The sequence below is a fragment of the Cellulomonas avistercoris genome (genome assembly GCF_014836445.1).
GTDB lineage: Bacteria > Actinomycetota > Actinomycetes > Actinomycetales > Cellulomonadaceae > Cellulomonas > Cellulomonas avistercoris.
The window spans coordinates 249,650-270,059 of the sequence record NZ_JACSQV010000002.1; the positions used below are offsets into that span (position 1 = coordinate 249,650).

At 74.4% G+C, this 20,410-nt stretch carries 11 protein-coding genes; all 11 read right to left on the minus strand.

What is annotated here, in order from left to right:
• Positions 1 to 222 precede the first annotated feature (222 nt).
• The gene (locus H9657_RS03465; RefSeq protein ID WP_191780368.1) at positions 223 to 4,995 is read right to left on the minus strand and encodes an endo-1,4-beta-xylanase; all 4,773 of its coding nucleotides are present in this window, start codon (positions 4,993 to 4,995) and stop codon (positions 223 to 225) included.
• Positions 4,996 to 5,240: 245 nt separating this feature from the next.
• On the minus strand, positions 5,241 to 10,832 hold the full coding sequence (locus H9657_RS03470; RefSeq protein ID WP_191780370.1) for an endo-1,4-beta-xylanase: 5,592 nt from the start codon (positions 10,830 to 10,832) through the stop codon (positions 5,241 to 5,243).
• A gap of 202 nt (positions 10,833 to 11,034) precedes the next feature.
• Positions 11,035 to 12,753, minus strand: coding sequence for an L-aspartate oxidase (locus H9657_RS03475; RefSeq protein ID WP_191780372.1), 1,719 nt, complete (start codon positions 12,751 to 12,753; stop codon positions 11,035 to 11,037).
• Between the two features lie 112 nt (positions 12,754 to 12,865).
• A complete protein-coding gene (gene panD, locus H9657_RS03480) occupies positions 12,866 to 13,333 on the minus strand; it encodes an aspartate 1-decarboxylase (RefSeq protein ID WP_318241251.1) in 468 nt (155 codons plus the stop codon).
• Positions 13,330 to 14,322: a pantoate--beta-alanine ligase gene (gene panC, locus H9657_RS03485; RefSeq protein WP_191780374.1), complete on the minus strand. Its 993-nt coding sequence runs from the start codon at positions 14,320 to 14,322 to the stop codon at positions 13,330 to 13,332. The genes panD and panC overlap by 4 nt, the downstream gene beginning before the upstream one ends.
• A complete protein-coding gene (locus H9657_RS03490) occupies positions 14,319 to 15,365 on the minus strand; it encodes a Rossmann-like and DUF2520 domain-containing protein (protein WP_191780376.1) in 1,047 nt (348 codons plus the stop codon). Before H9657_RS03490 ends, panC begins: the two co-directional genes overlap by 4 nt.
• The gene (locus H9657_RS03495) at positions 15,362 to 16,954 is read right to left on the minus strand and encodes a PH domain-containing protein (RefSeq protein ID WP_191780378.1); all 1,593 of its coding nucleotides are present in this window, start codon (positions 16,952 to 16,954) and stop codon (positions 15,362 to 15,364) included. Before H9657_RS03495 ends, H9657_RS03490 begins: the two co-directional genes overlap by 4 nt.
• Positions 16,951 to 17,472 carry a PH domain-containing protein gene (locus tag H9657_RS03500; RefSeq protein WP_191780380.1) on the minus strand — a complete coding sequence of 174 codons (522 nt, stop codon included), beginning with the start codon at positions 17,470 to 17,472 and terminating at the stop codon, positions 16,951 to 16,953. Before H9657_RS03500 ends, H9657_RS03495 begins: the two co-directional genes overlap by 4 nt.
• 77 nt (positions 17,473 to 17,549) lie before the next feature.
• A complete protein-coding gene (locus H9657_RS03505) occupies positions 17,550 to 18,044 on the minus strand; it encodes a DUF3180 domain-containing protein (RefSeq protein WP_191780382.1) in 495 nt (164 codons plus the stop codon).
• Positions 18,041 to 19,495 (minus strand): 2-amino-4-hydroxy-6-hydroxymethyldihydropteridine diphosphokinase, encoded by a 1,455-nt coding sequence (folK, locus tag H9657_RS03510; RefSeq protein ID WP_191780384.1) that lies wholly within the window; start codon positions 19,493 to 19,495, stop codon positions 18,041 to 18,043. The genes H9657_RS03505 and folK overlap by 4 nt, the downstream gene beginning before the upstream one ends.
• On the minus strand, positions 19,492 to 20,397 hold the full coding sequence (folP, locus tag H9657_RS03515) for a dihydropteroate synthase (protein WP_191780747.1): 906 nt from the start codon (positions 20,395 to 20,397) through the stop codon (positions 19,492 to 19,494). The genes folK and folP overlap by 4 nt, the downstream gene beginning before the upstream one ends.
• Positions 20,398 to 20,410 lie beyond the last annotated feature (13 nt).

The window sequence follows — 20,410 nt, forward strand, 5'->3', positions numbered from 1 at the left end:
CGTATGCGGCGAACTGCGCAAAGGCCAGGGTGCTCCTGGACCCTCGCCCGGATGGTTGCAGAATCGAGATCGATAACTTTCGGGAATGGTCCGTTCGGGTGACCCGGGCGACGATTCGTCCCGAAATGACGGAGCCCCGCCGGCTGTCGGGGGGGAACAGCCGGTGGGGCTCCGGGGAGGGGCCGGGGGGGGGGGCGCCTCACCCCGGCCGGGTCGGGAGGGTCAGCGCCAGACGACCACGGGGATCGACAGCAGGCTGCGGGTCGTCCCCGCCGCGTTCGACAGCTCCACGGTGTACGTGTAGGTGCCCTTGGCCTTGCCCGTGAACCGCGTCCCGGCGTGCTGCGGGTTGCGGCCGTTCGGCGTCAGCGTCTGGGTGTCGACCAGCACACCGTTCTCGTAGAGGCGGTACGTGTCGGCGTTGGTGCCCCACCACATGTGCATGGAGACCGTGTAGCTGCCGTTGCCGTCCCAGTTGTCGTGCACGACCACCGGGATGCCGGGGCTCGCGGCGACGACCCGCACGACCAGCGCACGGCTCGTGGTCGCGCCGTGCTGGTTGGTCGCGACGACCTCGTAGGAGTACGAGCCGTTGGCCTTGCCCGTGACCTCGAAGGTCGCGGTCTGGGCCTTGGGCGTCGCGTCGACGACGCGCTGCGTGGCGATCGGCGCGCCGTTCTCCAGCAGCGTCAGGGTGTGGGCGTTCTGCCCCCACCACACCGTCGACGTCACCGTGAAGGAGCCGTCACCGTCCCAGTTGTCGTGCGACAGGAGCGGCTTGGCGGGCACGCCCGTCGCGGGACCCGGTGCGGGCTCCGCGGCGACGAGCCGGACGACGCCCCAGCGGGCGTTCGACTGGTAGCCGGCACCCGTCGGGTCGGCCCAGTTCGTGATGCCGAGGCGCGCTCCGGCGCTGGCGTCGTTGACCTGGTAGTCCACGCCGTGGAAGGTGTCGAGGCCACCCGCGTCGAGCAGGTCGACGGCGAGCTCGACGAGGTAGCCCTCGTCGGTGCGCGACGTCGCGGTCCGCACGCGCGCCTGCTGTGCGGCCTCGTCGCCGGTGCCGAACGACACCACGTTCTCCGCCGACACGCGGATCTGCATGTCCTCAGGTCGGTACGTGCCGTTCTTGTAGTTGCCGGCGTCGACGTAGATCTCGACCGAGTCCTGGATCCACGGGTCGGACCCCGTCACGTCGATGTCCGGGTCGGTGACCTCGGCCAGGACGTACAGCGTGTCGTCCGCCCACAGCGTCCGGAACTCGCCGACGGCCGTGCCAGTGCCGGACACCTGCTTGGCCGACGTGACGGGCTCCGCGTCGGCCCAGACCCCGTCGAGCTCACCGTCGACCACCGGTGCCGTCGAGGCCTGCGGGGCCTCGTGGAACGAGAGCTCCTCGACGAGGCTCAGCGTCCCGGTCGCACCGGCGGTCGCCCACCCGGTGACCTCGTCACCGTCGACGACCCGCAGGTCGAACGACAGCGTGCTGCCCACCGTCGCGCCGTCGAGCGGCACGTGGACGACCGCACGCCAGCCGCCGGTCCGGTCGGCGTCGACACCGTCGACGTCACCCGAGCCGTCACGCGCGTAGGTGGAGGTGGTGTCGCCCACCTGCACCTCGAGGGCGTCGGCGTCGCCGTCGACGTCCGCGAGCACCGTGAGCGTGTCCGCGGTCCAGCGGAGCTGGAACGCGCCCGCCTCGCCGATGTCCAGCAGCCGCAGCTGCTGCCACTCGACCGCGGACGTCGCGTCCGCGTCGAGCGCGACCTGACCGCCGAACACCGTCGCGGTGCGGATGCGGTCCGGCAGGTCCTGCCCGGCCGCGCCGTAGTACGCGGGCTTGGCCTGCAGGTCGTCGTTGAAGAGCAGCGGTGCGCCGTTGTCGTTGACCCAGCTGCGGCCGTCGTTGAGGCCCCACACGGTCACCGAGAACAGCGAGTCGGCGTGCGACCGGAAGATGTCGAACGCGTCGCGGTAGAAGTAGCCCTGGTCGATGAGCTTGGCCTCGGTCACCGGCAGGCCGGTGGCGACGTCGAGCTCGGTGACGGCCTGGACGACGTCGAGCGCCTCGAACCGCTCGATCGCCGCCTCGAGCGCCGAGACCGGCAGCGACAGGCTGACGTGGAACTGGTGGCCCACGCCGTCGACCGGCACCCCGCGGGCGAGCAGCCGCTCGACGAGCGCGAAGTAGCGGTCCTGCTTGCCGGACTGCTCGGTGTTGTAGTCGTTGATGAACAGCGTCACGGGACGGTCGGTGCCGGGCGCCGCGTACTCCTCGTTGAACGCCTCGTCGGCGTACTGGAACGCGAGGTCGATGAAGTTCTCGCCGAGGATCCGGAACCACTCGGAGCGTCGCAGCCCGTCGGGGTTCTCGGCGCCGTCGGAGACGACCTCGTTGACGACGTCCCAGGCCACGAGCGGGTTGGTGTCCGACCCGAACGCGCCGTACGTGTCCGCCAGGTTGCCGGCGATGTCGAAGATGTGCGTGCGCAGTCGCTCGCGCAGCACCGCCTGGCCCGCGGCGTCCGCCGTCAGCGGCTGCCCGGCGTCGTCCTGGAAGAACCAGGCGGGCGTCTGGCTGTGCCACACGAGCACGTGGCCGTAGACCCGCATGTCGTTCGCGGCGGCCGAGTCCATCAGCGCCGTCGCCTCCGGGTGGATCCGGAAGCCGCCCTCGGCGTCGTACCAGGCCTCGGGCTTCATGTGGTTCTCGGCCGAGATCTGGTTGAAGTGCCGCTGCGTGAGCGTGCCCGGGTCGCCCTGGGTCTCCCGGCTGTCGATCGCGACGCCCATGGGGAACGGGACGGTGTCCTTGAGCGGCGTGATGTCCTCGATGGTCGCGGGCGGCGGCGTGCGGAACACGATGTCGTCGACGAGGAACGTCGAGGTGTTGCCCGGGTTGCCGCTGTCCCACGCGGTCTCGAAGTAGACCTCGGCGGCCGTCTCGTACGCCGGCAGCGAGAACTTGCCGCTGACGCGGGTCCACTCCTGCGTGACGCCGGTGATCGCCAGGAGGTTGCCGTAGGTGCTCGTGCCGCCGGTCTCCGTGCGTGCGCTGAGCGTCATGTCGCCCGGCGTGCCGTCGAACCGGAGCCACGCCTCGAACTCGTACGTCGACCCCGCGGCCAGCAGCCCGGTGACGTCGTACTGGATGCCCTGGCCCTGGTGGACGCGGTCGGACACCTGCGCGGCCTGCGCCGAGTCGTGGCCGCCCTCGACCACGGCGACCGTCGCGGCGCCGTCCTCGGTCGCGCGCGGCGTCCAGCCCTGCAGCGTGCCGTCCTCGAAGTCGAACGCCAGCTCGACGCCGGAGCCGGAGCCGTCCGCGCCGCCCTGGGGCAGCGTGAACGTCCAGCCGTCGGCGAGGCGCTCGGTCACGACGGTCCTCGTCGCAGCGATCGACGCCGCGCGGTCGCCGCCGCCGTCGTGCACGAGCACGATGCGGCCCGGCTGCATGGCGGTGCGCAGGTTGGCCGTCAGCTCGGCCTCGTCCTGCGTCGCCCAGTCGTTGATGGTGTTCGACACCGCGAGCGGCTGCATGCCGAGCGCGACGGCCACCGGGATGGTCTGGCCCCACGAGCCGTTGGGTGCGCGGAAGTACGGGACCTTCGCCTCGGGGTCGCCGAGAGCGTCACGGATGATCTGCAGGTTCGCCTTCAGGTCGGCCTCGACCTGTGCCTTGGTGTAACCGGCCATGTCGGCCCAGCCGGTGCTGTGGTTGCACAGCGTGTGGCCCTCGGACACGATCCGGCGCAGGACGTCCGCACCGCCCGGCGCCGTGACCTGCGAGCCGATGACGCAGAACGTCGCGTCGATGTCCTTCTCGGCGAGGAAGTCCAGGAGCTCGGTCGTGTCGGCGCCGTTGGGGCCGTCGTCGAACGTCAGCGCGGCCACGTCACCGGTGCCGCGCGCGGCACCCACGGGCGTGCTCGTCGGGTCCACCGCTCCCCCGGGCACGAAGCCCTCGAGGTCCGGCTCCCAGTCGTCGGTGACGGCCTGGCCGGTGATGACGACGTCGTCGACGAGGAAGATCGTCGTCTCGCCGCCCGCCTCGAGGTACAGGTCGCCACCGGTGACGGCCGCGCCGCGCGTGTACGTGCCGGTGAGCTCGACCCACTCCTGGTCCGTCACGTCGACCGCGGGGGCGGCCTGCGTGTACGCCTCGGGGGTCTCGGCGACGGTCGCCTTGACGGTCGTGGCCTCCTCGCCCGGAGCGAGCTTGACCCACGCCGAGATGTCGTACGTCGCCCCCGCGGCGAACAGCGACGCGATCGGCGTCGCCGCGCCGTGCCAGCCGGCCGTCCGGCCGGACACGAGCATGCTCGCGTCACCGGCGTGTGCGTCGTCGGTCGTGCGCGCGACCGTGGCGGCGCCGCGGCCGACCCACGGCGCGACCTCCGCCTCGAAGTCGCTGCTCAGGACGACCTCGGGCTCCGAGCCGGCACCCTCGCGCGTGATCTCGATGTCGTCGACGAGGTAGGTGTAGGGCGTGCCTGCCTCGGTACCGGAGAGGTCACCGGTGCCCAGGTAGACCGCGCGCGTCACGTCCTCGGCGGGCGTGTACGTCCCGGAGACCGTGGTCCACGCGTCGTCGCTGATCGTGGTGCTGCCGACCCAGGTGTAGTCCGTGGCGACGACGAAGCGGATGCCCGCCGTGCCCTCGGTGCCCTCGGGCAGCCGGGCACGCATCGTGAAGGAGTAGGCCACGCCGGCCTCGTAGGCGACCTCGGGCGAGGAGATGCCGTCGTAGTCCGTCGTGCGGTCGGCGACCTCGAGGGCCTTGCCGTCGCCGGCGTCGACGTACCCGAGGACGGGCTCGCCGCTGCGGGTCCAGTCGCCGGTCGTCTCGTCGTCGAAGTCGACGCCGAGGACGACCCCGGGCTCGGCGGCACCCGCGGCGGAGCCGACCGCCACGAGGGGTGCGGCGACGAGGGCCGCCGCAACCGCACCGAATCCGATAGTTTCGAGCACGCGACGGTGCCTGGTCCGACTCATTGACGCTCCCTTGCGCACGGAAAGTCCGGTTCGGACCCACCGTACGCGCCGAGTTGGTCATCCGACCAGGGGGAAGCGGTCCCAGCACGTAGATGGATGTCGGATCGAGGCCGAAAGTTTCAGCGGGGTCGGGGGCGCGGTGCCGGCGCGCACGACGAAGCCCCACCGGCGAGCAGGGGGGTACCTGCCGGTGGGGCTCCGTCGGGTGCGTCCCGGGGGTGGGAGGGCCCCCGGGACGCGCTGCGTCAGCGACGCAGCGTGCGGCCCACCTCGGAGGCGAGGTGGCCCCGGCGACGCACGACGAGCAGGAACGCGCCCGTCAGCAGCACCAGGAGACCCAGCAGGCCCAGTCCCAGGCCCGCACCCGTGGTGGCGAGGCTGCCGCCACGGGCCGGCGGCGTCGCCGCACCACCCGGGCCTGCCGCCGCGTCCGCCGCGAGGACGGTCAGCGCGCCCTCCGCGAGGACGTCGCCGCCGACGGCCGCCACGATGCGGTACGTGCCCGCCGCGAGCGTCGCCGGGATGGTGACCGTGAGCGACGCCGCGCCGTTGCCGGCCACGACGACCGAGCCCAGCACCGTGGTGCCCGCCGGTGCCGCGACCGCGGCACCGACACCACCGGCGCCACCCGTGGCCGTGACGCCCGCGCCGAGCGCGATCGTCACCGTGTCACCGGGCGTGAACCCGGCGAGGTCCACCGTCACAGCGCCGCCGGCCTTCACGGCCGGGAGCGAGAGGGACAGCGACGGCTCGACGCCGTCGACCGGCGGCGTGAGCGACGACACGAGCTGTGCCACGCCCCAGCGCTGCGGCGACTGGAAGCCCAGACCGGTCGGGTCCGCCCACGTGCGCACCGAGGTGCGCGCGCCGTCGGTCGCGTCGTTGACCTGGAAGTCCAGGCCGTGGAACGTGCCGAGGCCGACGTACTGGTCGAGCATGTCGACGGCCGCCTCCACACGGTAGCCGGTGGCCGTCGTGACGACCTCGGCCTGGACCCGGGCCATGTGGAACCCCTGGTCACCCTGACCGATGGTGACCCCGCCCGCTGCGTCGACCCGCACGTGCAGGTCGTCGTACCGGAAGGTCGGGTTCTTGAAGTTCCCCGCGTCGAGGAAGATCTCGAACGAGTCCTTCTCGTGGGCCGCCGTGGCGGAGGTGTCCGGTGTGGCGTCCACGACGTCGGCCAGGACGAACAGCGTCCTGCCCCTCCACAGGGTCCGGACGGTGGCGGTCGCACCGGGTGCGCCGTCGACCTGCTTGCCCGTGGAGACCGTGGCCGCGTCCTGCCACTGCGGGTCCACCTCGCCGTCGACCGTCGGCTCGGTCGCGGTCTTCACGACCTCGACCGTGGACAGCGGATCGACCAGCGAGAGCTCGCCCAGGTGACCGGGCGTGTTCCAGCCGACCACCGTGTCGCCGTCGACGACCCGGACGTCGACCTGCAGGACGTCGCCCAGCTCGGCAGCCACCGGCACGTGGACCACGGCGGCCCACCCGTCGGCGGTGTCGGACACGACGCCCTCGACGTCACCCGAGCCGGTGCGCGAGAACGCGTAGGTCTCGTCACCGACCTGCACCTCGAGGGTGTCGTAGGCGTCCTTCACGGCGGCGTACACCGTCAGGTGGTCCGGCGCCCAGCGGGTCTGGAAGCCGACCTGCCCGTCCACGTCGTGCAGCGGGAGCTGCTGCCACGCGACGTCGGCGGCGGCGTCGGCGTCGAGCGCCACGTCCCCGGCGAACGAGGCGGCCGTGCGGATCCGCGCCGGCAGGTCGCTGCCGACGATGCCGTAGTAGGCCGGCTTCGCCTGCATGCCCTCGTCGAAGACGAGCGGCCCACCGCTGGAGTTCCGCCACGACCGGGTGTCGTACAGGCCCCACACGGTGATCGAGAACATCTGGTCCTCGTACCGGTGGAAGGCCTCGAACGCGTCCCGGTAGTAGTAGCCCTGCTCGATGAACAGGGCCTCCGTCGCCGGGGAGCCCGTGGTGACGTCGAACTCCGTGACCGCCTGCAGCAGCCCCAGGCCGGAGAACCGCTCCAGGGCGCCCTCGAGGAACGAGACCGGCACCGACAGCGAGACGTGGAACTGGTGGCCCACGCCGTCGATCGGGACGTCACGCTCGAGGAGCCGCTGGACCAGCGCGTAGTACCGGTCCTGCTTGCTCTTCAGCTCGGAGTTGTAGTCGTTGATGAAGAGCGGGATCCGGTCCGCACCGGGCGCGAGGTACACGCCGTTGACGTACTGGTCGGCGTACTCGAACGCGCTGTCGACGAACTCCTCGCCGAGGTACTTGTACCAGTCGCTGCGACGCATGCCGTCGTCCGGGTCCTGGTCGGAGATGACCTCGTTGACGACGTCCCAGCCGACGACCGGGTTGGTCGGCGAGCCGAAGTCGCCGTACTCCTCGGCGATCCAGCGGGCGACGTTCTCGATGTGGTCCTCCATCCGCTGACGGACGATCACCGCGCTCGCGTCGTTGACCGGCAGGGCCACGCCCGCGTCGTCCTGGAAGAACCAGGCCGGCGTCTGCGCGTGCCACACGAGCACGTGCCCGTACACCCGCAGGTCGTTGGCGACGGCGTGGTCCATGACCGCCTTGGTCTGCGCGTTCGGCGCGAACGTGCGGCCGTTGTACCAGTTCTCCGGCTTCATCGAGTTCTCGGCCGTGACCTGCTCGAAGTGCTGGTTGAGCAGCTCCGCGGCCGACCGCTGGGTCTCACGGGCGTCGATCGCCACACCGAGCGGCACGTCGACCGACTCGAACAGCGCCGGCAGGTCGTTCTGGATCACCGGGTCGGGCCGCTGGGTGAAGGTGATGTCGTCGACCAGGAAGGTCGACGTGTTGCCACCGGCGTAGTGCGTCTCGAAGTACAGCCGCGCACTGGTCGTGTACGGCGGCATCGCGAACGTCCCGGAGACCGGCACCCAGTCGTTCTTCATGCCGGTCAGCTGCACCAGGTTCGGGTACGAGTTGTCCACGTCGGCCGTCAGGGAGACGTCGCCCGGGGCGCCCTCGAACTTGATCCACGCCGAGAAGTCGTACGTCGCACCGGACTCGAAGATGCCGGTGACGTCCGCGATCAGACCCTCGCCGTGACCGGCGCGGTCCGAGATGCGGGCCGCGTACCTCGACGCGTGACCGGGCTCGACGACGTCGACCGTGGGTGGGCCGTTGCCGACGTCGCGCCCCGTCCACCCCTGCAGGGTGTTGTCCTCGAAGTCCGCGTCGATGCTCCCCGACGGGACGTACGAGCCGTCCGCGCCACCCGTGGGCAGCGTGAACGCCCAGCCGGCGGCGAGCCGCTCGGTGACGACGGTCCGCGTCGCGGCGACGGACGCGGCACGGTTGCCGCCGCCGTCGTGCACGAGGACGATCTCGCCGTTCTTCATGGCTGCCCGCAGGTTCGTGGTCAGCGTCGCCTCGTCCAGGGGCTCCCAGTCGGAGATCGTGTTGGTCACGCCGAGCGGCTGCATGCCGAGCGCGACGGCCACGGCGGCCGTCTGGCCCCAGCTGCCGTTGGGGGCACGGAAGTACGGGACCGGGGCGTTCGGGTCACCCAGCGCGTTGCGGATGATCGTGAGGTTCGCCTTGAGGTCGACCTCGACCTGTGCCTTGGTCATGGCGCCCATGTCCGCATACGACGTGCCGTGGTTGCACAGCGTGTGCCCCTCGGACACGATCCGCCGCAGCGTCGCGGCACCACCCGGTGCCGTGACGTTCTGGCCGATGACGCAGAAGGTCGCGACCAGGTCGTTCGCCGCCAGGAAGTCGAGCAGCTCGGCGGTGTCGGCACCGTTGGGGCCGTCGTCGAACGTCAGCGCGGCGGTGTTCGTCGCGCCCTCGACCGTGCGGGCGGTGGTGACGGGCGTGGCGGTCGGGTTGACCGCACCTCCGGGGACGAAGCCCTCGAGGTCCGGGACCCAGCCGTCGCCGGGGCCGGTGGCGACCGGCGGACCGACGATGGTGACGTCGTCGACGAGGAAGCTCGTCGTCAGGCCGGCGGCCTCGAAGTACAGGTCACCGCCGGTGACGCCCGCGGCACGCGTGTACGTGCCGGTGAGCTGGACCCAGGCGTCGTCGGTCACGGGGACCGCCGGGGCGGCCTCGTTCCACGCCTCGGGCAGCTCGGCGACCGTCATCTTCACGGTCGTGTCCGCCTCGCCCGGGGCCAGCCGGACCCACGCCGAGATGGTGTAGGTGCCGCCGGGGGCGAAGATCGGGTTGACCGGCGTCTGCGCGCCGTGCCAGTTCTGCGTCCGGCCCGACACGAGCATGGCGCCCGTGCCGGTGTGCGCGTCCGTCGTGGTGCGCGCGACGGTGGCGTTGCGGGCCACCCACGGCGTCACACCGGACTCGAAGTCCGAGCTCAGGACCGTGACGGGGGCGGGGGGCGTCCCCGGGTCGACCGGGCCCGTGCCGCTCGTGGCGCGGGTGACCAGGACGTCGTCGACGAGGAAGCCGGGGGTCGAGCCCTCCCACGTGCCCGCCTCGAGGACGAACTTGACGGTGCTCGCGTCGACGCCGGCCGGGAGGGTGTAGGTCCCGGTGACGGTCGCCCACGCGGTGCTGCTCAGGGCCACGGGGCCGACGGGCGTGTAGGCGCCGTCGTACATCGTGAAGCGCCCCATCGCGCCGGCGTGCTCCTCGAGCAGCCGCATGCGCGCGCTGAAGGTGTACTCGACGCCCGCCTCGAAGATGCCGGTCGCGGACTCGGCGGTGAACCAGGTCTGGTCGCGGCCGGTCACGCTCAGGGCCTTGCCCTCGCCCTCGGTGACGTACGCGAGCGACGGCGTGCCGCTCTGCCGCAGGTCGCCCAGGGTGCCGTCGTCGAAGCTCGCGGCGGCGACCGTGGTCGCGGTCGGCGTCGGCGTCGGCGTCGGCGTGCCCACGGGGGCCGGGCGCGTGACGCGGATGTCGTCGACCTCGTAGGCGTACAGGCCACCGGTGCTCAGGGCACCGGTGCCGATGAACAGCGCACGCGAGGTGTCCTCGGTGGGCGTGAAGGTGCCGGTGACGGTCTTCCACCCCGTCGCGTCGACGGTCGTGTTGCCGATCCACGTGTAGCCCGGGTCGGTGACGAACCGCAGGTCGGCCGTGCCGGGCGTGCCGGCCGCGAGCCGCGCGCGGGCCGAGACGGTGTACTCGACACCGGCCTCGAAGTTCGTGACGGGCGACTTGATGCCGTCGTAGTCGTTGGCGCGGTCGGCCACCCGCAGGTGGCGGCCGAGGGTGACGTCGCTCAGCGTCGCGTTGCCGCTCTGCGTCCAGCCACCGCGGCCCTCGGTCTGGAAGTCGGCGGCGGCGACCGTGACGGGCGTCGCCGGGTCGGTGCCGGGTCGCGTGACGAGCAGGTCGTCGACGAGGTACGTGTACGCGGCCGAGGACCCGTCGAGGTCGGACGCGCTGAACGTGATGGTCTCGTTCCGGGTCGCGGGGGCGGTCCAGGTGCCGCTGATCAACGTCCAGCCCACGGCCGTGATGCCGCCGGTGTTGCCGATCCAGTCGTAGGCCGGCGCGCCGGTCTGGAACCGCGCGGACGTCGTGCCGACGGTCCCGTCGGCGAGCTTCGCGCGGGCGCTGAAGGTGTAGGTCACACCCTCCTCGACGGCGATGGCCGGCGACGTCAGCCCGTCCCAGTCCTCGACACGGTTCGCGACCTGGAGGACGGTGTCGGTCGGGTAGCTGAGGGTCGGGTTGCCGTTCTGCGCCCAGCCGCTCGACGTCCCGTCCTCGAAGTCGAGGGACAGGACCGTGACCGGGCCCGCAGCCGTCGCGGACGACAGCGTCGTCCCGACCATCGGTGCTGCGACCAGGGCCACGACAGCGGCCGTCACACCGATACTTTCGTGCACCTTACGGCGCCTCTTGACGTGCATCGTCGCTCCCTTGCGCAGCACAGCACCCCGCGCGTACGGGGCCGGACCCCTGAACCTAGGGATCCCTGCGGGAAAGCGGCAGACCTGGTCACCCGTTCAGATGCAGGCAAGTCGTCCGACGTCTGGAGAAAGTTTCGGCCCTGGGAACGTGCTCATCGGACTATCCGACCGGGCGGGGCCCGATCTCGACCGATCCGTCCGGTCCCGATTTCACCCCGACGCGCACGCGCCACTCCTCCTTGGTGAGCGGGAAGTCGCTCCGCGCGTGCCCGCCGCGCGACTCCTCGCGCACCAGCGCCGCCAGCGTGAGCACCGTGGCCACCTGGTGCACGTTGGTCGTCTCCCACTCCGCGAGCTGCGGCACGCCCAGCGGCCGGCCGTCGTCGCGCCGCTGCTGCGCGTCGGTCGGGATCGCCGCGAGCGCCGTCAGCGCCCGGCGCAGCCCGTCGCCCGAGCGCAGGACCCCGGGCCCGTCCGTCGCCACGCGCTGCACGCGCGCACGCGACGCCGCGGCCACCAGCGCCTCGGGCCCCGGCCGCGGGCTGGGATCGACGCGCGGCAGGAACCCGCCCTCGATGCGCGCGGCGACGTCGCGCGCCGCGCGGTGGGCGAACACGAGCCCCTCGAGCAGCGAGTTCGACGCCAGGCGGTTGGCGCCGTGCACGCCCGTGCACGCGACCTCCCCCACGGCGTACAGGCCCCTGAGCGACGACCGGCCGTCGAGGTCCGTCACGACGCCGCCCGAGTGGTAGTGCTGCGCCGGCGCGACCGGGACCAGGTCGGTGGCGGGGTCGATGCCGTGCTCGGCGAGGCGCTCGTGGATCGTCGGGAAGCGCCGCGCGAAGAAGTCGGCACCCAGGTGCCGCGCGTCCAGCCAGACGTGGTCCGAGCCGGTCGCCGCGGTCCGCCGCACGATGGCGTGCGCCACGACGTCCCGCGGCGCGAGCTCCGCCAGCGGGTGCTCGTCGGGCATGAACCGCACGCCGTCGGTGTCGAGCAGCAGCGCGCCCTCACCGCGCACCGCCTCGCTCACGAGCGTCAGCTGGCCCTTCACGCCCGTCCCCAGCCACAGCACCGTGGGGTGGAACTGCACGAACTCGAGGTCGCCCAGCAGCGCACCCGCGCGCAGCGCCGCCGCGATCCCGTCGCCCGTGGCCTGCGCCGGGTTGGTCGACGAGCGGTAGACCTGCCCGATGCCACCGGTCGCCAGCAGCACGACGGGTGCGAGCGCGGCGCCGACGCCGTCGCGCGACCCCTCGCCGATGACGTGCAGGGTCACGCCCGCCACGGCGCCCGGCGTGCCGTCCGGCCCCGGTGCCCCCGTCAGGACGTCGAGCACGAGCGCGTGCTCGATGACCTCGATGCCCGGGTCGTCGCGCACCGCCTCGATCTGCGCGACGAGCGCCCGGGAGATCTCGGCACCCGTCGCGTCGCCGCCCGCGTGCGCGATGCGGTCCGTCAGGTGCCCGCCCTCACGCGTCAGGCTGATCTCGCCGTCCGCGGTGGTGTCGAACACGGCCCCGCGCGCGACGAGCTGGCGCACACGGCGCGGACCCTCGGTGACCAGCGTCTCCACGGCCCGGGGGTCGCACAGGCCGCCGCCGGCGACGAGCGTGTCGTGCAGGTGCGCCGCGGGCGAGTCCGTCGGGTCGAGCGCGGCCGCGATGCCGCCCTGCGCCCAGACCGTGGACCCGGAGGACAGCACGCCCTTGGTGACGAGCAGGACGCGCCGCACACGCGTGCGCAGCTCGAGCGCCGCGGTCAGGCCCGCGATCCCCGAGCCGACGACGACCGCGTCGGCGTGGACCGTCCAGCCCGGCTCGGGCGCCGCGAGGCGGGTGGCGAGGCGGACGGACGGCAGGTCGGGCGTCACGAGCACGAGGGGGACCCTAGCGCGCGTCCTCACCACCACCGCCGCGGCGCCGGGACGCGGACGCGCCGCCGGTCCCGCGGGGCGGCCGCCGCACGGCGGCGGCGGTCCCGCGGTGGCGTCAGGGCGTCGGGTCGAGCGCCGCGCGGGCGCTCGCCATCGGGATGCCCGAGGCGACCAGACCCGTCCGCTCGGTCCACGCGTCGGGGACCTGGCCCGGGTCGTCGCCCGTGTCGACGACCCGGTTGTCGGCGTCGACGAGCACGACGTGCGGCGTGTACGTGCGCGCCTCGGCGTCGGACATCGTCCCGTAGGTGATGACGATGACGACGTCCCCCGGGTGCACCAGGTGGGCCGCCGCGCCGTTGACGCAGACCTGCCCCTCACCGGGCTCGCCGGCGATCGCGTACGTCGTCAGGCGCGCGCCGTTGGTGACGTCGACGACGTCGACCTGCTGCCCCGGCAGGATGTCCGCCGCCGCGAGCAGGTCCGCGTCGATCGTGATCGAGCCGACGTAGTGCAGGTCGGCGGCCGTGACGGTCGCGCGGTGCACCTTGCCGGTCATCATCGTGCGCTGCAGCGTGGTCACGCGGCACCTCCGTCCGTCAGGTCCGCCGCGCGCCCGCCGCGGTCGGGTGCGCCGCCCCGGCCGGCGGACGCGCCGTGCAGCGTCAGCGGTGCGTTGTCGATGAGGCGCGTCGCCCCGACACGCGCCGCGAGCAGCAGGACGGCCTGCGACGTCCCGGCACCGGCGGGCTCGAACGTCGCCGGGTCGACCAGCGCGACGTAGTCCACGGCGTCCTGGTCGGACAGCCGCTCGTCGAGCACCGCCCGCGCGGCGGCGACGACCGCGTCGGGGCCCCGGCCCGCGTCGGCGACGCGGCGACCGGCGTCCAGCGCGGCCGACAGGGCCAGCGCGCGCTCACGCTCCTCGGGCGACAGGTAGGCGTTGCGGCTCGAGCGCGCGAGCCCGTCGTCCTCCCGCACGGTCGCGTGGACCGCGACGTCGACGGGCACGTCGAGGTCGCGCACCAGGCGACGCACCGCGGCGACCTGCTGGGCGTCCTTCTGGCCGAAGACCGCCACGTCCGGCCGCGTCAGGTGCAGGAGCTTGAGCACGACCGTCAGGACACCGTCGAGGTGGCCCGGCCGCGACTCGCCCTCGAGCACCTCGCCGATGCGTCCCGCCGTCACGCGCACCACGGGGTCGCCGTCGGGGTACACGACGTCGACCGTCGGCGCGAACACCACGTCCTGGGGCCGCAGCAGGCCCGGACCGGACAGCAGCGCGAGGTCGCCCTCGAGGTCGCGCGGGTAGCGCGCGAGGTCCTCGGTGGGCCCGAACTGCAGCGGGTTGACGAAGATCGTCACCACCACGAGGTCGGCGAGCGAGCGCGCGTGCTCGACGAGCGCGAGGTGGCCGGCGTGCAGCGCGCCCATCGTCATCACCACGGCGCGCCGGTACGGGCGCCTGCCGGTGTCCGCCTCGGCGCGCGGCAGCGACGAGGCGTCCTGCGCGGCCAGCGCCGCGGCCAGCGCGTCGCGGTCGCGCACGAGCGCGGGGTGGGTGGTGGTCATGCGTCCTCCTGCGGCGGGGTTCCGCCGTCCTGTCCCGGGCCGTCCCGCCCGGGGTCCCCGGGGGGCGGCGATCCGTGGTCCTCACCGTGCAACGCCGTGGGGGCCGACTTGATGCCCGCGAGCGCGTCGAGCGCGTCCCGGGCAGCCTCCGGCCGCACGAGCCCGGCACCGAGCGCGCGTGCCGTCGCCGCGCGCGACAGGGCACCGTAACCCGCCACCACGTCGACCGCACCGGTGGTCGCGCCCAGCGCCGTCAGCACCGCGACGTGGTCGGCGACCGTCCCCGCGTCCCCGCGCCGCACGGGCCCGGTCAGCGCGGAGATGGCACCCGGCCCGCCGTCGCCGGCCGCGTCCTCGGCACGCAGCGCACCGTCGAGGGCGGCCTCCAGGAGGGGCCGCAGCACGTGGCCCGGCTCCTCGACGCCGGCCGCGCGCAGCGCCTGCGCGGCCTGCGCGACGAGCACGACCAGGTGGTTCGCACCGTGCGCGAGACCCGCGTGGTAGAGCGGGCGCTGCTCCTCGCCGACGACGACGGGCTCGCCCCCGATCTCCACGACGAGCGCCTGGCCGATCGGCAGCACCGGGCCCGGCGCGGTGACGGCGAACGCGCAGCCGACGAGCCGCGACAGGTCGAGCGACGTCCCCGTGAACGTCATCGCGGGGTGCAGCGCGAGCGGGATGACGCCCGCGGCGCGCGCCGGCGCGAGGACCGCCGTGCCGAACCGGCCCGACGTGTGCGCGACGATCTGCCCCGCCTGCCACGCACCGGTCTCCGCGAGCCCGCGCACGAGGGGTTCCAGCGCGTCGTCGGGGACGGCGAGGAGCACGAGCTCGGCGCGCCGCACGACCTCCGGCACCTCGAGCACGGGGACGCCGGGCAGCAGCATCGCCGCGCGCTCGCGCGACTCCTGGGACACCGCGGACACGCCCACGACGGGGTGGCCGGCACCGCGCAGGGCGCTGCCCAGGACGGCGCCGACGCGTCCGGCGCCGATGACGCCGACGCCCAGACGCCCGGGCCGGGACGCGGGGTCCGCGCTCACGTCCGGGGCTCGCCGGGCACGGGCGCCACGGCCTGCGGCGGCTGGGCGCCCGCGACCTGACCCGCGTCGCCGATCGGGGCCGCCGCGGCACGCATCCACAGCTCCGGGCCGGCGACGGCGCGCGCCTGCCGGGCGCGGCGGGACTGCAGCTCGAGCAGCTCGGCCGCGACGTGCTGGTCGAGGTGGTCGACGCGCGGCGAGACGGGACCGGGGGTCGAGTGCGTCACGAAGGACGCGAGGTGCAGGCGCCGCTGCAGGGGTCCCTGCTCGAGCGCGATGCTCTGCGTGCGCTCGTGCGGCACGACGACGACGCTGCGCCACCACCGTCCCGACCGCATGACGAGCGCGGTCCGGGTGACGAGCACGCCGTGCCGGCGGCGGCTCAGCGGGTCGACCCACCGGGCGCTGCGGGGCGCGGGCGTGAAGCCGCCGTCCCCGTCGAGCCCCGTGAGCGCGGCGTCGAGCATGCACGCCGGGTCGTCCACACCCAGGTCCGGCAGGACGAGCCACAGGGCGACACCGGCCTCGGCGCGGGTCGCCACCGGGTGCAGGACCGACCCCTTCTGGGCCTCGGCGTCCGCGCCGTAGCCGGCGACGTTGATCTCGACCTTCCACCAGTCGTTGCGGCGCCACAGCGGTCCCTGGCTGAGGCGCACGGCCTGGACGCGTCCCGGCGGGACGGTCTGGGTGCGGGTCTCGGTCAGGCCGTGGCGCAGCCGGATGCCGTCCGGGGACGCCGCCGCGCGGAAGGTCGCGCCGGTGTTGATGCGGCCCCACACGTACCCGCCGGCACCGAGGACTGCCGGGATCAGCACGAACATGCCGCCGATGTCACCGGCGGCGATGCTGACCACGACCGCGACGACCACGGCGACCAGCACGAACCACGGCGGGACCGACCACAGGATGGACCGGATGAGCCGCGGCATGGGCAGCTCGTACACCTGCCGCTCGGGGGCGGCCGCGTAGACGGGTGCGGCGGCCACCGCGCCGGGGTGGTCCTGGGCCGCAGCGGGCGACGCGGCGTCGCCGTCGGTCACCGGACCGGACGGCACCGCCACCGCGGCCTGCGGACCGACCCCCGCGGCGAGCGCGAGGATCTGCGCGCGCAGCGCCGTCGCCTCGGACTCCCGCAGGAACGCCAGCTGCACGGCGGACCCTGCGCCACCGGCGACCTCGAGGTTGAGCTGCGCGAGCCCCAGCAGCCGCGCGAGCAGCGGCTGGACGACGTCCACGGCCTGCAGCCGGTCGAGGCGCGCCTGGCGCTGCTGCCGGAACAGCAGACCCGTGCGCAGGTGGACCGCACCGTCGGTGACGGCGAAGCGCATGACCCGCCACGCCAGGGCGGAGTACACGAAGCCGACGACGCCCACCAGCAGCACGACGCCCAGGATGACGAGCCACGCCCGGCCCGGGCCGAGCGTGTCCGCGACGTCGCGCAGCACGTCGGACATCTGGAACCCGATGATCGCGACGAACGCGACCAGGGCCTTCCAGCCCCGCAGCGCGGGCGTCACCGGGTGCAGGCGGCGCCAGTCGTAGCCCTCCTCGCCCGCCGACTCCGGCACGGGACGCAGCGCGGTGCTCACAGCCCCGCCAGCCGGGCCTCACCGCGCGACGCGAGCCGGTCGCGCAGGCGCGCCGCCTCGGTCGGCGGCAGGCCCGGGATCGTCGCGTCGGTGCCCGGCGCCGCGGTGTGCAGCTGCACGGTCGCGATGCCCAGGCGGCGCGCGAGGGGCCCGGAGCTGACGTCGACGAACTGCATGCGGCCGTACGGGACCACGACGAGCGAGCGGAACATGATGCCCCGGCGGATCAGCAGGTCGTCGTCGCGCTCGGCGTAGCGCAGCGCGCGGACCTGCCGGTGCACCAGCAGCGCGCCCCACAGCAGCGCCGCCGCGAGCACCGCGGGCACGGCCCACAGCCACGCCACGTCGAGCGCGGCCGCGAGCGCGACCGTCGGCACGAGGAGGACGACGGCCCACACCCCGAGCACGAGGAGCCGGGCCGTGGCCAGGCGCGGGGACACCGCGGTCCACGGGACGTCGTGCAGGTCGAACGGGTCGGCTCCGGACGCGGAGCCCTGCGTCCCGGGGGTGGTGGTCATGTGCTCATCCTCCCGCACGGCGCAGGCCCCGCGGATCGGTCCCGCGGACGAGCGGACGGCACGGGCGCTCCTGCGCGTCAGCCGACCGACGGGTCCAGGTCGGCTCCGCGCGAGACCGCGGGCTCCTCGGCGTCGGGCGGCGGGATGCGGCACCAGTGCTCGACGACGAGGCCCACGACCGCCAGCGCGACCGCACCCAGCACCGCGAGACCGGCGGCCGCCGCACGCGTCGTGCTGCCCGGCACGTCGGCGTCGGTCAGCAGCGACAGCGCCTGCCCGCCGTACCACCCGGTGAGCAGCGCACCCGTGTAGCACGACGCCTTCGCCAGCACGGCGGTGCGTGCGGCCCGGACCGGGTCCAGCAGCGGCCGCTTGCCGCGCTGGTACTGCCGCACCGCCCACCCCATCGACAGCACGACGCCGGCGATGACCAGCTCGACCACGACGACGAGCCACGGGACGTCGGGCGGCGTGGCGGCCCCCCGCCCCACGATCATCCGCATCGCCCACCACGTGACGGCGGCGACGCCGACCGCCAGCAGGACGAGCGTGCGGACGCGGGTGGCGCTCACGGCAGGTGCGCCTCGCCCGCGCTCGCACCCTCCGGCTCGGGGTTCGCGGCCGGCACGGGAGCGGTGAGCCAGTCCAGGGCCATCCAGCGCACGCCGTCACGGTCGGGCGCGGTCGCCGCGAGCTGCGCGACCGGCCCACCGCCCAGGCCGGGGAGCTGAGCGTCGGGGTCGACCTGCGCCCACGGCTGCAGCACGAAGGCACGCTCGTGCGCCCGGGGGTGCGGCAGCTCGAGGTCGTCCGTGACCGCGAGCGTGTCGCCGTACACGACGATGTCGACGTCGAGCGTGCGCGGCCCCCAGTGCTGGAGGCGCTCGCGCCCGTGGCGCTGCTCGACGGCGTGCGCCGCCCGCAGCAGGTCGCGCGCCGCGAGCGTGGTGCGCGTCAGCACGACGGCGTTGAGGAAGTCGGGCTGCTCGGGGCCGACAGCGGCCGTGCGCGCGAGCGGCGAGACCGCCACGACCTCGATGCCCGGGGTCGCGGCGAGGTCGGCGACCGCCTGGCGCAGCGTCTCCTGCGCGGGACCCACGTTCGACCCGAGGGCGAGCACGGCCCGGACGGGCTGCGCGGGCGGCTCGTCGAGCGCGTCGAGCACGAGCTCGCCGTCGACGACGTCGGGCACCGGCGCCATGAGCTCGGTGCGGGCGCCGTCCGGCGCGGCCTCCGGCAGCGCGGTGACCGCGGGCACCACGCCGGTCGGGACGGCACCCGTGGGGGCCGGTCCGACCACGACGGCGCCGACCCCGTCGGGCCCGGCGTCGTGGCCGAGCCGCGACGCGTCCGGCGCGGGGGCGGAGAGCGCAGCCGCGGGGGCCGCGGGCGCGCCGAGCGGCGGCGACGGCGGGCCTGCCACCGGGTAGGGCGCGGGGGCCGGCGCGACGGGTGCGGACCCCGACGGCGGCGTGGGCTGCGGCCCGGGCGGGGACGACGGCACGGGCGACGGTGACGACCCGGGGCCGAGCGGCAGCGCGGCGGTCCGCGGGCGCAGCCCGGTGTCGGCCGACCGGCGGACCTGACCCGTCGCGGGGCGGTACGGCTCGGCGGCGGGCAGCTTGGTGCGGTCGCGGCGGATCGACACCACCACGTCGCCGAACGGCACCGGGATGGGCGCCTGCGGCTTGTGCACCGCGACGTCGACCGCCTGCACGCCGGGCAGCGCGAGCACGGTGGCCGCGATCCGCTCCGCGACGGTCTCGATCAGGTCCACCGGGTCGCCCGACAGCACGGCCGCGACCAGCTGCGCCGCCTGGCCGTAGTCGACCGTGTGCGCCAGGTCGTCCCCCGCGGCGGCGCGCCGCGTGTCCACGTGCACCACGACGTCGGCGACGAAGGTCTGCCCCTCGCGCCGCTCGTGCTCGAACACCCCGTGGTACCCGGTCGCGGTGACGCCCGTGAGCCGGATCTGGTCCAGCCGGCGTCCGCCGTCGTCGTGCACGTCGTCCTGCACGTTCACCGTGCTCCTTCCCGTGCGGCACCCGTCGTCGCGTGCCGAGTCGTGGCGTGCTCTGTCGTGACGTGCTCTGTCGTGACGTCCCCGGCCGTCGTTCCGGCCGCGGCGACCTGCGCGGCGCGCCAGCGGGCGGCGACCCGCACGGCCGCCGCCGACGCGGCCACCTCGTGCACCCGCACCGCCCAGGCGCCGGCGGCGGCCGCCAGGGCCGTCACGGCCGCGGTCGCGTCGTCGCGCGCGGCCGGGGGCGCGGGGGTCCCGTCCGGTCCCGCCATGAGGTGGCCGAGGAACCGCTTGCGGCTCGCACCCACGAGCACCGGGTACCCGTCGGCGACCAGCTCCGGCAGGTGCGCCAGCAGCGGCCAGTTGCTCTCGCCGGTCTTGGCGAACCCCAGGCCCGGGTCGAGCACCACCTGCTCGTCGCGCACCCCCGCGGCGCGCAGCGTCGCGACGCGCTCCGCCAGCTCCCGGCGCACGTCGGCCACCACGTCGTCGTACGCGTCGTGCGCGTCCATGACGTCGGCGTGCCCGCGCCAGTGCATGGCGACGTAGGCGGCGCCCGTGCCCGCCACGACGGACGCCATGGCGGGGTCCGCCATGCCGCCCGAGACATCGTTGACCAGGACGGCGCCGCGCTCGACGGCCTGCGCCGCGACGACCGCGCGCGTGGTGTCGACGCTGACGACCGCACCGCGTGCGACCAGCTGCTCGACGACCGGCAGCACGCGGGCCAGCTCCTCCTCGACCGGCACGCGCGCGGCGCCCGGCCGCGTGGACTCGCCGCCCACGTCGAGCAGGTCGGCGCCCTCGTCGAGCAGCGACGCCCCGCGCTCGACGGCCGCGGCGACGTCGAACCAGCGTCCGCCGTCGGAGAACGAGTCCGGCGTGACGTTGACGACGCCCATGACGAGCGTGCGC

What these genes read in the sequence shown, in the direction of transcription:
- H9657_RS03465 (WP_191780368.1), bottom strand. Translation starts at nt 4,995, where the DNA reads ATGAGTCGGACCAGGCACCGTCGCGTGCTCGAAACTATCGGATTCGGT.
- panC (WP_191780374.1), bottom strand. Translation starts at nt 14,322, where the DNA reads ATGACCACCACCCACCCCGCGCTCGTGCGCGACCGCGACGCGCTGGCC.
- H9657_RS03500 (WP_191780380.1), bottom strand. Translation starts at nt 17,472, where the DNA reads ATGACCACCACCCCCGGGACGCAGGGCTCCGCGTCCGGAGCCGACCCG.
- folP (WP_191780747.1), bottom strand. Translation starts at nt 20,397, where the DNA reads ATGGGCGTCGTCAACGTCACGCCGGACTCGTTCTCCGACGGCGGACGC.